This is a genomic window from Alteromonas sp. P256 (genome assembly GCF_036864455.1).
Classification (GTDB): domain Bacteria; phylum Pseudomonadota; class Gammaproteobacteria; order Enterobacterales; family Alteromonadaceae; genus Alteromonas.
Genome location: NZ_JAZETM010000002.1, coordinates 421,429 through 436,242, shown reverse-complemented (window position 1 = coordinate 436,242; position 14,814 = coordinate 421,429). Strand labels below are relative to the sequence as shown.

Below are 14,814 nucleotides of genomic sequence, written 5' to 3'. Positions count from 1 at the left end.
ACAATTGTAGCGATAGTGGCGGTGTTGTCGTTAACTCGGTTTATCGTTGGCACACACATCAAATCCTTAACCCAAGATATTCCGCCGACACCCTGCTGTCCTTTAAGCAACAGGGCAACCGCACGTGCTACCCTTTGTATGGTAGAGAAAAATTATAACGAAACCTTTTACGCTTCATTAAAAGTAGATGAACAGAAGATTAAAAACCCTCTGCTCTTCTAACTCTGTCCTTCTAACTCTGTCCTTCTACTTTCGCCACAAATACTTTCAACCTTCTACCGGCTAACTAAAAGAATCCTAGTGGATCCTCGCTATAACTGACTAACAGGTTTTTGGTTTGCTGATAGTGACTAAGTGCTAGCTTGTGTGTCTCTCGGCCAATACCTGATTTTTTATATCCTCCAAAAGCGGCATGGGCTGGATACATGTGGTAACAGTTAGTCCATACCCTACCCGCTTCTATTTTGCGTCCCATGCGATAGGCCAAATTTATATTTCGACTCCACACGCCAGCACCTAAACCGAATTCGGAGCTATTGGCCAATTTAAGCGCTTCAGCTTCGTCTTTAAATGTAGACATAGAAATTACGGGGCCAAAAATTTCCTCTTGAAATACTCGCATATCGTTGGTGCCTTTCAACAGCGTTGGCTGAATATAAAAGCCGCCGTTGAGTTCGTCAGTTAACTGCTCTATATTGCCGCCAGTAAGCACTTCTGCGCCTTCTTTTTTGCCGATATCAATATAATTCAAGATTTTATTAAACTGGGCCTCCGACGCCTGAGCACCAACCATGGTTTCGGTATCAAGAGGGTTACCGCGTATAATTTGAGCCGTACGCTCTAGAATTTTCTCCATAAACTTATCGTATATATCCTCTTGGATGAATAAGCGAGATGGACAGGTACACACTTCCCCTTGGTTAAAATACGCGAGTACAGCTCCTTCTATTGCTTTTGAAAGAAACGCATCATCGTGGTCCATAACATCGTTGAAGAAAATATTAGGTGACTTACCGCCAAGCTCTACGGTAGAGGGAATAATATTATCTGCTGCACATTTCAGAATATGGGAGCCAACAGGGGTAGAGCCAGTAAAGGCAATTTTGGCAATACGTTTACTGGTTGCTAACGCTTCTCCAGCTTCTTTGCCAAACCCATTGACAATGTTGAGTACTCCCGGCGGGAGTAAATCACCCACTATTTCGGCTAACACTAAGATAGATGCAGGCGTTTGCTCGGCAGGCTTAAGCACAACGCAATTCCCCGCGGCTAGTGCAGGCGCTAATTTCCAAGCGGCCATTAGAATAGGAAAATTCCAAGGAATAATTTGCCCAACCACACCCAGTGGCTCGTGAAAATGATAGGCAACTGTTGTTTCATCAATTTCACCAATAGAGCCATCTTGTGAACGCAAGCAGCCAGCAAAATATCTAAAGTGATCTGCTGCTAGAGGAATATCTGCAGCGAGGGTTTCTCGTACTGCTTTTCCGTTATCCCATGAATCGGCAACAGCAAGTAGCTCGAGGTTTTCATCAATGCGATCTGCAATTTTAAGAAGGATATTACTGCGCTCAGTAACCGAGGTCGTTCCCCACTCAGCTTTCACGGCATGGGCTTTATCCAGCGCAAGGTTAATATCTGCACTATCTGAACGGGGTATTTTACAGAATACCTTGCCATTAACTGGGCTAATATTGTCAAAATAGTTCCCATTGACCGGCTTGACCCACTCTCCTCCAATGTAATTCCCATACTCAGATTTAAAGTTTACGAGGGCACCATCGCTTCCAGGATTTGCATAAATCATATCTTTACTCTCTTTTTGTTGTTTAAAGGGGTAAATTGCTATCGCTTTTAGTCGTAACAATCGACGAAAAAACATGCTTTATATTTACCGTTGCTTTACATTAGACTAACAAATTGGCGTTCTCTTGATTTGCTGTCCAAGAAACTTGTCTGTAATTCCAGAATAAAAAGTACAAGAGTAAGCAGTACAAAAAAGTACAGGAAAAAGTAAAGGTTTAAGATGCACACACCTAGATTAGATAAAAAGCGTCGACAGCTTGATGTATTGATTGAAAATAAGGTGACGTTTGCTGCCGACAACAGTGAACTGAGTATTTACGATACCTACGAAAGCGCTCAAAAAGTGGCGCTACACTCGGATGAACTTCTTTTTTGCGCCATGCTGTCTGGCAAAAAAATTATGCATGTGGATAGTAGTCAGTATCACAACGCTTTTTTACCTCACGAGTCTTTTGTCATTGCACCAAAACAGACGGTGCTGATTGACTTCCCCCAAGCCTCGATAAATACCCCCACCACATGCCTTGCGGTTGAAATAAGTAAAGACAAGATTAGCGCGGTATCTGAGGCGCTTAATATGCAGCAGAGAATAGCGTCAGAAGGGTTATTTCAATACACACCAGATTTAGTGCATACAAAGCACAATACTCAAACCCAACAGCTTCTAGAGCGAATGGTGTATTTATTCAGTGAACAGGGCGCAGAGCGTCACTATTTAATTGATTTATCACTGAATGAACTGATCACTCGTTTGCTTCAGCAACAAAGCCGTGATTTGCTGCTTGCTAGCTCACAGACACTGCAGCTTAAAGGGAAAATAAGTAACGCGATTGAATACATAGAAAGCCATTTAGCAGAAGAACTGGATATCAATGAGTTGTGTAAAATAGCGTGTATGAGTCGAAGTAAGTTTTATCAGCAGTTTAGACTGGCCTTTGGCACTACACCGGCTTTGTTTCAAAGGCAGTTGAGATTACAAAAAGCGCGCTCTCAACTATTAAAAGGCAAGGCAATTAGCAGCGTGTGCTTTGATTTAGGCTTTAATAGCGCAAGCCACTTTAGCCGCTTATTCAAACAAGCTTTTGGCATTTCCCCACGGGAATGCCGACACTAGGGCGTGTTGAAAAAAGTGAATAGAATAAAAGGGTTGAATGAATCAAGAGATTGAATGAGTTGACCGACTGAGGGTAATTTACGCTTTTTTCATATCTACATGAGGGATATCATCTTCCAAATACATGGGCGATGAAGAAACAAAACCAAAGCTTTCATAAAAAGACAAAAGATACTCTTGTGCGCCTATTTCAATGGCTTCATTAGGCCACAGCATTTCGCACTCTGCTATCGCTTTACTCACTAACGTTTTACCTGCCCCTTTACCGCGAACGTCTTTATGCGTTGCAATTCGCCCAATACTGACTGACGGAAAGCTAACACCCTTAGACAGCAATCTCGCACAAGCGACTAGGACGCCATCAACAAACCCCATGAGGTGCCTAGTGTCAGGGTGCCTGTCTTTTTCGTCAAGTTCAGGGTACGGACACGTTTGCTCAACCACAAACACATCAACTCTCAACTTTAACAAGTCGAAGAGTTGATTAGTCGTTAATTCATTGAACGAACACAGTTTCCAAGTAATCACCAAACCATTTACCACGTTAAATCATCAGGAATGTCGTAATCTGCATACCAATCGTCTTCTGCTTCATCTTTACCGTCGGTGCCGCTTTTGTCTAAATCGGCGCGGTAAACAATAAAGCTATCATCGCGCTGGGCTATTTTATCTGCCACAGGCGTAGGCACTAGCTCATACGCATCATCAAGTAACACAACGGTTAAACGGCCTTTTGTCACCTGGCGATGAATGTCTGCACTCACGTACATACGTTTCACAACATTATCGTGGGTGAAATTGAGCACCATATCGCCTTTACGCGCTTGCTTATTGGTTTCAATAAGCTGCTTGACCTGAGCGACAATCGAGCGTTTCTCTCGTTCGTTTTGCTGAAGCTGGTTCAGCTCTCGCGAACGTTCCTTTTTCTCTTCTGCTGCTTTTTGAGCAGCCAGAGTGGCTTCATCCACTACTGGCTTCTTCTGTTTCTGCTTTTTACGCTTTTCAGCACGGGCTTTTTTAGCCGTGCCTTTGTCGGCTAATCCCGCTTTTAAAAGTTGGTCTTGTAAAGAGGCCATATTTCGTTCAATTACCTATAAAGTTACTTTTTTTTGGCTTTAGATTTTGCCGCTGGCTTCTTTGCCGCTGGCTTTTTCGGAGCCTGCTCTTGCCACTTGCCGTTCTCATACCACGCCGACCATCCAGTAGCTTTGCCCTCTGCATTCTCACTCATTACGTATTGCTGTTTAGTCTTGCGACTGTAGCGAACAATAGTCTCGTTTCCGTCTGAATCTTTAGCTGGCGCATCGGCAAGATAATAGAACTTAGGCGATATACGGTCTCTAAAGCGAGCAAGTTCGTGAACTTTCGGCGCACGAGTCTCTCTTGACTTAGGAAAATTATGGGCCGCTAAGAAAATACCTGAAGCACCATCACGCAGCATAAAGTGTGCGTCGGTTTTCTCACACGGAAGTTCCGGTAAATCCACCGGATCTTCTTTAGGTGGAGCTGCTTCACCATTTCGAAGCAATTTACGGGTGTTTTTGCATTCTTCGTTAGTACAGCCAAAATATTTGCCAAATCGACCGTTTTTCAGCTCCATATCACTGCTGCATTTATCGCATTCAATGATAGGGCCGTCGTAGCCTTTTATTTTAAAGGTACCGGTTTCAACAACAGTGCCATCACAGGTAGGCGTGTTGCCACACACGTGTAGCTTTCTCGTCTCATCCACAAGATAGCTGTCCATGGCGGTGCCGCATTTAGCGCAACGCTTTTTAGAGCGCAGTGCTTCGGTTTCTAACTCTTCCTCGTCATCAACCTTAACCACCTCATCACCGGATGTTAGGTTCATGGTGTTGGTACAACGTTCTTTAGGTGGCAGATTGTAGCCTGAACATCCTAAAAAGACCCCCGTGGAGGCAGTCCTAACGTTCATTTCACGGCCACACTTCTCACACTCTATGCCGGCAGGAATAGCCTGGTTTAGGCGCATGCCACCGTCTTCTGGGTCTTTTTCAGCGTTTAACAATTTACCGTAGAAGTCACTGTAAAAGTCGTTAAGTACGTCTTTCCAATTTTTATTGCCTTCGGCGATATCGTCTAAGTGCTGCTCCATGTTCGCGGTAAAGTCGAAGCTCATTAAATCGTCGAAGTTTTCCATCAAACGATCGTTCACTATCTCGCCCATTTTTTCAGCGTAGAAGCGTTTATTATCCAGCCTTACATAACCGCGATCTTGAATAGTCGAGATAATACTGGCGTAAGTCGAGGGACGGCCAATGCCACGTTTTTCGAGCTCTTTTACCAAGGAAGCTTCGTTAAAACGAGCTACAGGCTTTGTGAAATGCTGCTTTGGATCTAATTCGTTTAGCGTAAGTGAATCGCCCTTTTGCACGTCAGGTAACAATAATTCATCGTCACCTTTTTTGCGCAACTGAGGTTGAACACGTGTCCAACCGTCAAATTTAAGCACTCGGCCTTTTGCAGTGAGTTCATAATCCGCCGCAACCACTTTAATCGTTGTTGCATCGTATTTAGCAGGCGTCATTTGGCAGGCTAGGAATTGACGCCAAATTAGCTCGTAAAGACGCTGAGCATCACGCTCCATATCGCCTAGACTTGCCGCACTTATGGTTACGTTTGAAGGACGAATAGCTTCGTGAGCTTCTTGTGCACCTTCTTTACTGCCGTAGCGTATGGCAGAATCGGGTAAATATTTATCACCGAAATTATCGGTAATATACGCCCTTGCACTTTCAACCGCTTCTTGACTTAAGTTGGTTGAGTCAGTACGCATATACGTGATGTATCCAGCCTCATAAAGACGCTGAGCCATCATCATGGTTTTTTTAACGCCAAAGCCTAGACGAGTGCTCGCCGCCTGCTGAAGGGTCGATGTAATAAATGGCGCAGAGGGCCGGCTTGACGTAGGCTTAGACTCACGACTTTCAACGGTGTAATCTGCACCTTTTAAATCGGCTAATGCCTTATCTGCATCGTCTTTATTTTTTGGCTTAAATGCACTGCCCTGGTACTTGGCCACAAGCATTTTTAGCGCGGCCTGTTCCTTGCTGGTAAGGTCTGCGTGAATATCCCAAAACTCTTCGGGAACAAACGCTTTAATCTCTCGCTCACGCTCTACCACCAAACGCACTGCAACAGACTGAACGCGGCCTGCAGACAATCCTCGGGCTACTTTTTTCCAAAGTAGAGGCGAAACCATGAAACCAACGACTCTATCGAGAAACCGTCGTGCTTGCTGCGCATTAACACGAGAGATATTTAGCTCACCAGGCGAAGAGAACGCATCTTGAATGGCATTTTTTGTGATTTCGTTAAACACCACACGCTGGTAGGTTTTGCCTTTGCTACCGAGTAATTCCTGTAGATGCCAAGCAATGGCCTCTCCTTCTCGGTCCAAATCCGTTGCGAGGTAAATGGTGTCGGCATCTTTAGCCAACTTCTTTAGTTCGTTAACAACTTTTTCTTTACCTTGCAGCACTTGATAATGAGCATGCCAATTTTTTTCAGGGTCGACGCCCATTCTGTCTACAAGTTTTAAATATTCATGGCGGCGAAGGTATTCTTGACGTGCTTCGTCGCTGTATGTTTTGAGTTCTTTTGCCGGTTTTTTAGGCTCTACGTTACCTAAAGCCTTCGTTGGAAGATCCCGAACATGGCCAACCGAACTTTTTACGATAAAATCTTTACCAAGATATTTATTTATCGTTTTCGCTTTGGCTGGTGACTCGACTATGACCAGTGATTTTGCCATATAATTGAACTAAACCTATTGATTTTAAATGACTTCTTACGTCAAATACCGAAAATTGATGCAACCTTGCACTATATATAGGGTGCCCGCTCTTTTTTAACATATATCTACAAAGTGAATGGAAAACAAGATCTTCTTCATACTTATTCTTCTACTTGCTTCAATCTCACACAAAAACTGTACAAGAAGTAAGCAGCGCGATTGGCAAAGCCTTTAAAAGCCGTATAATGCCAGCCATTCCACTAACACCACGGCGCCCTGTTAAAGGTTAGAAGCGCATTGGTGGTAAAAAAAAGCGCGATTGTTGAACGCCTTGCTAAATGCCTAGAACTATACAGCGTAGCGTTCAAATGCCCAAACACCAAATAGAGGGAAAGTATGAAGCAATTTGAAGTGAATTTTGATGGCCTTGTTGGCCCAACCCACAACTATGCCGGTTTATCATTCGGTAATGTTGCTTCTCTTAACAATGCCAATGCAGTGAGTAGTCCAAAGCAGGCTGCTAAACAAGGATTGGCCAAAGCGAAAGCGCTGTCGGACATGGGAATGATGCAAGGCGTGTTGGCTCCGCAAGAACGACCTGACATTAACGCGCTGCGTCGATTAGGCTTTACCGGCACAGATGCGCGAGTGCTAGAAAGCGCTGCAAAGCAATCTCGCGAGATATTTTTAGCATGTTGCTCTGCTAGTAGCATGTGGACTGCAAACGCCGCCACTGTGTCTCCTAGCGCCGATACAGCGGATGGACGAGTGCATTTTACACCTGCAAACTTAACAAATAAGTTTCACAGGTCATTAGAACCTCAAGTTACGGGCAATATTTTGCGCGGTACGTTTGCAAACGATACCTACTTTGCCCATCACCGACACCTGCCTGACAATGAGCATTTTGGCGATGAGGGTGCAGCAAACCATACCCGTTTGTGCAGCGATTATCACGAAGCAGGTGTTGAGTTATTTGTCTACGGTAGACATGCCTTTGACCCCACAAAGCCTGCACCAACTAAATACCCAGCTAGACAAACACTTGAAGCGTGCCAAGCGGTAGCTCGTTTACATGGCTTGCGTGACGAAGGTGTTGTGTATATGCAGCAAAACCCTGACGTTATCGATCAAGGTGTATTTCACAACGATGTCATCGCGGTAGGTAACCAAAACGTGCTCTTCTTTCATGAACAAGCGTTTCATGAAAAAGAGAAAGGGTTTGCCGAATTACAGCGTAAGTTTGGTGAAAAGCCACTGCACTTCATTGAAGTACCTACGGCACAAGTGTCAGTGCAAGACGCGGTGAAAACCTATTTGTTTAATACGCAAATTATTACCCTGCCAAATGGTGAAATGACGATTATTGCGCCTACCGACTGTGCTGAGAACGAGTCAGTTAAAGCTTATTTAGACAACCTTGTCACTCTGGGTACGCCCATAAAGTCGGTTAACTATTTTGATGTTAAGCAAAGCATGCGAAACGGTGGCGGTCCCGCGTGTTTGCGCTTGCGCGTAGCAATGAGTGAAGAAGAGTTGAACGGTGTCAATCAGTCTACGTTGATAAACGACACTCAATTTGCTCACTTAAATGCATGGGTAGATAAACATTATCGCGATGAATTAAGTGAAGATGATTTAAGAGATCCGCAGCTTCTTATTGAGTCGCGCACTGCCCTTGATGAGCTTACACAGCTACTTCAAATAGGTTCGGTATATCCGTTCCAGCAGGGGTAATGGCCTGTTCAACACGCTTTGGTGTAGATAGCTTTCACAGTATATTAAAAAGCCGGCAATGAAGCCGGCTTTTTGCTGTTAACTCGTGTCTCAGCACCAATTTAATGGTGTTACGGAGTCACCTCGGTACATTGGTCAGTAACGCCAAACGGATTGGCCGGCGGAGATGAACCTTCATCAGTCACATCATCAGCAGAGATACTCAATGTGTAATGCATCGATGCCTTAGCTTCACTACCTGTCGATTGACCGAACACGGAAATCACTGCATCGTACCAAAGCGCATAACTTGCAGGGTAACGATACTCTAGCTCCGCATAGCCATTCTCATCGGTCACCGAGTCGACTGCAAATGTGATTGTGCCAACAGAACCTGGCGTTAACATATCGTCGCCATTGGTATCTTCAAGGCGAGGTGTAGTGTCTAGAATACCGTTGTCATTCACATCTTCAGTTTCACAGTTTTGATTAACGATAGCCTGCCAAATGGACTCGTCATCGTTGTAAAACCAAAAGCCGGTACGATACTCGCCGCCATCTACAAATTTAACAGGGGTAACAGATGCAGTTAGCTCTACACCGCTAACAGGCTGACCGACAGAGTCTGACACAAATACGCTAAAGCGTTTTAAGTACGTGGTAGAGGTTGGCTCTTCCAACTCGTTACCGGTACCGATAGAAATATCAAAAGCACGGTTTCCAACGGTTAAAACAACATCGTCTTCTATTGCCGGATCATCAGCAACGAATGCTGTAATAACCACTGCGTCAGGCGTAGACACTGACCCTGACGTAAATACAGTAGTAGCAATGCCTTTACTGTCTGTTGTTGCCTGAGAAGGCGAAACAAAACCGGTTGAAACGTCTGACACTGAGAAATTAATCACACTGTTTTTCACCAAATTGCCATCTACGTCTCTCACAACAGCGCTTATAGTGCTGGTTTGACCGTCTGGACCCAATAAATCCGGTGACGCATCAGCAATTAGCGTGTGTGGCGTGGTAGCAACAAACTCAATTTGCGTGAGCGCAGAAACAAGCACATCGCCATTCCCGTCTGTCGCCGTTGCTGTGATAGATGATATGCCGGCATTGGTTGAGCTTATGCTTATTGTAGCCTCACCGTTTGCATCGGTTGCCACCGTTGATGCGCCGTTTATCACGCCCCGTGATGCACTAAACGTAATGTCTTCACCAACGACTGGTGAGTTGTTCTGACGCCACTGCACCGTAATGGACTGCTGCTGGCCTACAGGCACTTCTTCAGTAGGAAGATTGACGAAATTAAATTCATCTTGCTGTACTTGCACAGTAAACGTAGCACTGGCATTCAATGCGGTCGCCGTAATTGTATTTTCCCCTGACTCAGACGCTGTGTAGGATACCGTTGCCTGGCCTGTAGAGCCTGTGTTCACCTCGGAGGTGCCAAGTGTACCGCCGCTGGCTTCAAGCTGAACAGATTGATTCAGTATTGATGTGCCGTCAGAGTCTTGAACGCGAATGGTGTAATTCACTGTATCGTTTAAAATGACTGAAGATGCGCCGTTTACCGTGACTTCCGTTCCGTCAATTTCGATAGAAACATCTTCTGGGCTTAAAGAGCCAGCTTGTGCCGAAACCGTGACAATGCGATTAGCGGCATTGTTTCGAGTAGATAATAGTGCACGGGCGGTACCATCTGCCGCTGTACTAGTTTGAATAAGCTGTAATTCAACGCCATCTGCGCTCGGCGCTGAAAAGCTCACTTCAACGCCTTCCATCAGCACGCTTTGCTCGTTTTTCACCAATGCGATTAACTCAACTTCATCGCTACCGCTTGATGCAAGTTGAATACTGTCTGCAAAAAGCTCTAGCGAGGCAGGCTCTTCACTGACACTAGTGCGACCTTGAGAACTAAAGGTTGTAGAACCTGACTCACCCGTTGGTAGGGTAACGGTTACTTCACCATCGCCAGACAGATCGCTTACCGTCATGCCAATAGATGCAATACCGTTCTCATCTGTTAGCGCAGTTGCCGTGTCATTTGAAAACTCTGCTAGGTCACTGTTGCTTAGTGAGAACGTAAGCAATACGTCGTCTTGTGGATTCCCATCTGCGTCAGTCACCGTTGCAACTGCGGTAAGTGCGTTATTAGTAGAAAGCTCATTGTCTTCTTCGCCATCGCTGTTTTGCAATGTCAGTGATACGGAGGATTCTGTTGAGCCGGTTGTTGCCGCTGTTGCCGAAAATGTCGTCGTTCCCGTCTCCCCAGTATTTAAGCTGGCGGTGATTTGACCGTCGCCCGACGCGGTGCTGGCATTAAGGCCTATACGCGCTACCCCGCTGACATTGGTGCGGGCGGTGCCTGTGTCATTGGCAAAGGTTGCCAGCGCGGCATTGTCCAGCGCAAAAGTCACTAAGCTATCAGACAGTGCATTGCCGTTTTGGTCGGTGACTGTGGCTACCACGATGAGGCTGTTGTTTTCTGATAAATTGTTATCGCCTTCACCATTGTCATTTTCAAGGGCAAGAGACACCGTATAGGTCGGTGTAGTAGTGCCACCGTTGCCATTTCCAGCACCATTGTCCGTGTCGTCTCTAGAGACGGAACCGCCTCCCCCACATGCTGTTAGCATAAATATTGCGCTAAATAAGCTTAGCGTCTTCGCTAATGTCCGCATAATTCGTTCCTGAACCTCTATTAATGGCAATTGCGTCGTTTTTTATGTTTAAAAATCAAATGAATCTGGCACACTACGTGAGACTAAAAAATATAATAATGCACAGGGAACTTTCATGTCTCAATCTGCACACAAGTATAGTTTAACCGCTCGCATCTTTATCGGCATGGCAACCGGTATCTTGACAGGCGTGTTACTCCAATTATTGTTTGATGATAGCGGAGATTTCACATTTTCGATATTCGGTTTAGAACTCTCTACGTATAACATTCTTGTAGAAGGTATATTTTCAACTTTAGGCCAAATATTCATTGCCAGCTTAAAAATGCTGGTGGTGCCATTGGTATTCGTTTCACTAATATGTGGAACAAGCACCTTGTCAGACCCTAGTAAGTTGGGCCGATTAGGCGCAAAATCTGTTGGCATGTATGTTGTCACAACTGCTATCGCCATCACACTGGCTATGAGTATAGCGCTAATTGTTGCACCAGGCGACGGGCTAAATTTAACGACTGAAACCACGTTCCAGGCAAAAGAAGCGCCGAGCCTGTCAGACGTTATCGTCAACATGTTCCCCAGTAATCCTATCAATTCTATGGCACAAGGGAATATGCTGCAAATAATTGTTTTTGCAGTGCTATTTGGTATAGCAATGGCAATGACGGGGAATGCTGGTAAACGACTTACCGCGATTTTTGAAGATATCAACACCGTAATAATGCGCTTGGTGACTATTATTATGAACCTAGCACCCTATGGTGTGTATGTGTTGATGGCAAAACTGTTCTCAACCATTGGCGGCGATACCATTCTCAGCCTTGCTAAGTACTTTTTCTTGGTATTTGGTGTGCTTATTCTTCACGGTTTAGTGACCTACTCTGTACTGCTCAAGGTACTTGCTGGACTAAACCCACTTATATTACTTAAGAAAATGCGCGATGCTGCCCTGTTCGCCTTTAGTACATCAAGCAGCAGTGCAACGCTGCCTGTAACTATGGAAACGGCGAAGAACAAGCTTGGGGTGGGTAACTCGGTGTCTTCATTTACCTTGCCTTTAGGCGCAACCATTAATATGGACGGCACCGCTATTATGCAGGGTGTTGCCACGGTATTTATCGCTCAGGTTTACGCTGTCGATTTAAGCTTAGGCGATTACATGATGGTTGTGTTAACCGCCACACTGGCGTCAATCGGTACTGCAGGCGTGCCAGGTGTTGGTCTCATTATGCTTGCAATGGTTCTTCAGCAAGTCAACTTACCCGTTGAGGGAATTGCCCTTATTATCGGTGTTGACAGACTACTTGATATGACCCGTACTGCCGTTAACATTACTGGCGATTGCATGGTGTCCTGTGTTGTTGCTAAAAGCGAAGGCGCGTTAGATGAGGATATATTTAACGACCCTAACGCAGGTGAAAAACAAGAAGACGTAGACTTTGAGCACTTCGACCGAAACAATGAATGACAAACTGGTGTCATAAGCTGACGCCATAGAGAGGTCGTCAGATAACGTCGGAAAGCATCATCATAAAGACGTCCTCTTTATGTCAACGTATTTTAAACGAGCCCCCCGCATATAAAAAGGTAGCTTATACGCTACCTTTTTTGTTGGGCTTTCATTCATCAAAATGTACCCACTTCAACACCAACCATAATGCCTTCATCACTACATAATCATAATGCCGGCAACTAATAACACTTCAGCAGTCGTACTAGCGATCATAAACGTTCATTTTAATGCTCATATTAACGTACAGGCAATCAATGAAGCGCTGAGGAAGGTGATATTTTTACCGCCTTATGGGCTGGGTACAAGGTTGCCAACACACATAACGTTAATGCCACAGCGATTGTTATGCCAACGTCTCCCCAGTGTAGCTCAGACGGTAAAAAGTCAATAAAGTAAATATCGCCTGAAAGCACCTCAATACCTAAAGCGTTTTCTGTAAACAGCACGATTGCAGACACGTTAGGTGCGACTAACAACGCCAGTAAAACACCCGCTGTAATACCCACTACCCCATTAATGATCCCTTGTAAGATAAAAATAGTGCGTATCAGTGAATCTGTAGCGCCCATTGTCTTTAAGATTGCAATGGCGGCTTGTTTTTCTCTTACTGCCATCACCAAAGAGGACACGATATTAAAGCAGGCAACACCAATAACAAGCACAAGGGCAATGTATACCACTGCTCTTACAAGTTGAATATCGTTGTACAGGTGACCCTGAGTACGAGTCCAATCGGACATATACACGGCTTGTGGATAGCTATAGCCTATCTCTCGCATAATCTCATTGGCAGAGTACGCATCGTAAAACGTGAATTGCATGCCCTGAGCCTTTGACGTTATTTCGGCTGCATTCGATGCCATATCAAGGTGCATTAACCCTACTAGATTGTCCAATTCTCCACCTATGGATAAGAACCCACTCACCGTCAGGGTAATTGTTTTGGGCGCTTTGAAAGTTAGGTCATTCGTTGCTACAGGAACTAATACCTGCACGGCATCGCCTGGCTGCACACCAAGCTTTTCGGCAATACCTTGACCAATTAATACCCCTTTATCGTTGGCTTGAAAAGATAACCACTGAGACTGTGACACCCTATTTTCAAAATACTGCTGGTTGTCTGCGGCAATAATGCCGGTGAGCTCTATCGCTTTTAATTCACCCTTGTACTGCAACATTCCTGTTAGCTTTGTATAGGGCGTGACGCGCGCTATTCTTACGTCTTGCTCTAATCGATAGCGCTGGGCGTCAAGATTGTCGATACCTCTCTCATCAACGCTGTAAAGCTCTCCGTGGGGAATAACACTGAGTATTCTATTAGTGAGCTCTTTTTCAAATCCGTTCATAACGCTTAATAGCAATATAAGTACAAAACAACCCAGAGCTATGCCTACCGTTGACGACATGGAAATAAAAGAAATGAAGCGCTGTTGGGAGCGCGTTTTACGAAACTGCCTTGCAAGTTCTAATGCGAACATTATGACTGAATCCTAACAGCACCAGACTGAACCAGCTTTCCATCTTTTATGCGAAGCACTCTATCCATTCTGTTTGCTAACGCTAGATCGTGCGTTACCACCACAAATGCGGTGTGCTTTTTCTCACTTAATGAGGTAAGCAGCTTATATATTTGCTCGCCCGTGCTATCGTCTAAATTACCGGTGGGCTCATCGGCCAGTACAACGGAAGGCTCGGTTACAAGCGCTCGGGCAATTGCAACCCGCTGACGTTCACCACCAGAAAGGGCCGCAGGTAGATGCGAGATGCGATGTGATAAGCCCACTTCTTCAAGCATAGCTTTGGCTTTATCTTGAGCAGCCTTTACTGAAAGCCCTCTAATTCTAAGAGGCATAGCCACATTTTCTAGTGCCGAAAATTCACCAAGTAAGTGATGAAACTGGTAAATGAACCCCATCTCTTCGTTGCGTAACGCAGCAAGAGTATTCGCGTTTAGGGAGGATAAGGTTTTGCCTTTAAACTGTACTTCCCCACTGCTTGGCTTATCGAGCCCACCAAGCAAGTGAAGCAAGGTACTTTTGCCTGAGCCTGAGCTACCTAAAATGGCAACATGCTCACCGGCTTTAATTGAAAGTGATATGTCTTGAAGAACGGGAGTTTCATTACTGCCGTCGTGATAACTTTTATGAATGTTGTGGCAACAAAGCACGTCCTGCATGCGGTTTTTTCTTCTCTATTTATCTGTGTGCGAATGGTAGCGTTAAACACTACC

Annotated in this window: 10 protein-coding genes; 3 read left to right on the top strand and 7 right to left on the bottom strand. The window is 45.0% G+C overall.

Going from position 1 to position 14,814, the window contains the following annotated elements; genetic code table 11:
- Nucleotides 1–286: 286 nt before the first annotated feature.
- Nucleotides 287–1,807 carry an acetaldehyde dehydrogenase ExaC gene (exaC, locus tag V7R39_RS05220; protein WP_334028895.1) on the bottom strand — a complete coding sequence of 507 codons (1,521 nt, stop codon included), beginning with the start codon at nt 1,805–1,807 and terminating at the stop codon, nt 287–289.
- A gap of 219 nt (nt 1,808–2,026) precedes the next feature.
- Here exaC and V7R39_RS05215 point away from each other — a divergent pair, with 219 nt between their 5' ends.
- Nucleotides 2,027–2,920: an AraC family transcriptional regulator gene (locus tag V7R39_RS05215; protein WP_334028893.1), complete on the top strand. Its 894-nt coding sequence runs from the start codon at nt 2,027–2,029 to the stop codon at nt 2,918–2,920.
- Nucleotides 2,921–2,998: 78 nt separating this feature from the next.
- Here V7R39_RS05215 and V7R39_RS05210 read toward each other — a convergent pair whose 3' ends face one another.
- The 3 genes from V7R39_RS05210 to topA are packed head-to-tail and all read right to left on the bottom strand — an operon-like array spanning nt 2,999 to nt 6,695.
- Nucleotides 2,999–3,448: a GNAT family N-acetyltransferase gene (locus V7R39_RS05210; protein ID WP_334028891.1), complete on the bottom strand. Its 450-nt coding sequence runs from the start codon at nt 3,446–3,448 to the stop codon at nt 2,999–3,001.
- A gap of 8 nt (nt 3,449–3,456) precedes the next feature.
- A complete protein-coding gene (locus V7R39_RS05205) occupies nt 3,457–3,996 on the bottom strand; it encodes a DUF2058 domain-containing protein (protein WP_334028889.1) in 540 nt (179 codons plus the stop codon).
- A 23-nt stretch (nt 3,997–4,019) separates the two neighbouring features.
- Nucleotides 4,020–6,695: a type I DNA topoisomerase gene (gene topA, locus V7R39_RS05200; RefSeq protein ID WP_334028887.1), complete on the bottom strand. Its 2,676-nt coding sequence runs from the start codon at nt 6,693–6,695 to the stop codon at nt 4,020–4,022.
- Nucleotides 6,696–7,073: 378 nt separating this feature from the next.
- On the opposite strand from topA, the gene astB reads away from it, so the two are divergent.
- A complete protein-coding gene (astB, locus tag V7R39_RS05195; protein WP_334028884.1) occupies nt 7,074–8,414 on the top strand; it encodes an N-succinylarginine dihydrolase in 1,341 nt (446 codons plus the stop codon).
- A 110-nt stretch (nt 8,415–8,524) separates the two neighbouring features.
- On the opposite strand, the gene V7R39_RS05190 is transcribed toward astB, so the two are convergent.
- Nucleotides 8,525–11,074, bottom strand: a complete 2,550-nt coding sequence (locus V7R39_RS05190) for an Ig-like domain-containing protein (protein WP_334028882.1) — start codon at nt 11,072–11,074, stop codon at nt 8,525–8,527.
- 115 nt (nt 11,075–11,189) lie between these two features.
- Here V7R39_RS05190 and V7R39_RS05185 point away from each other — a divergent pair, with 115 nt between their 5' ends.
- The gene (locus tag V7R39_RS05185; protein WP_334028880.1) at nt 11,190–12,539 is read left to right on the top strand and encodes a dicarboxylate/amino acid:cation symporter; all 1,350 of its coding nucleotides are present in this window, start codon (nt 11,190–11,192) and stop codon (nt 12,537–12,539) included.
- Nucleotides 12,540–12,835: 296 nt separating this feature from the next.
- Here V7R39_RS05185 and V7R39_RS05180 read toward each other — a convergent pair whose 3' ends face one another.
- Both V7R39_RS05180 and lolD read right to left on the bottom strand, forming a co-directional pair.
- Nucleotides 12,836–14,062 (bottom strand): lipoprotein-releasing ABC transporter permease subunit, encoded by a 1,227-nt coding sequence (locus tag V7R39_RS05180; protein WP_334028878.1) that lies wholly within the window; start codon nt 14,060–14,062, stop codon nt 12,836–12,838.
- Nucleotides 14,062–14,760 carry a lipoprotein-releasing ABC transporter ATP-binding protein LolD gene (gene lolD, locus V7R39_RS05175; protein ID WP_334028875.1) on the bottom strand — a complete coding sequence of 233 codons (699 nt, stop codon included), beginning with the start codon at nt 14,758–14,760 and terminating at the stop codon, nt 14,062–14,064. Before lolD ends, V7R39_RS05180 begins: the two co-directional genes overlap by 1 nt.
- Between the last annotated feature and the right edge of the window lie 54 nt (nt 14,761–14,814).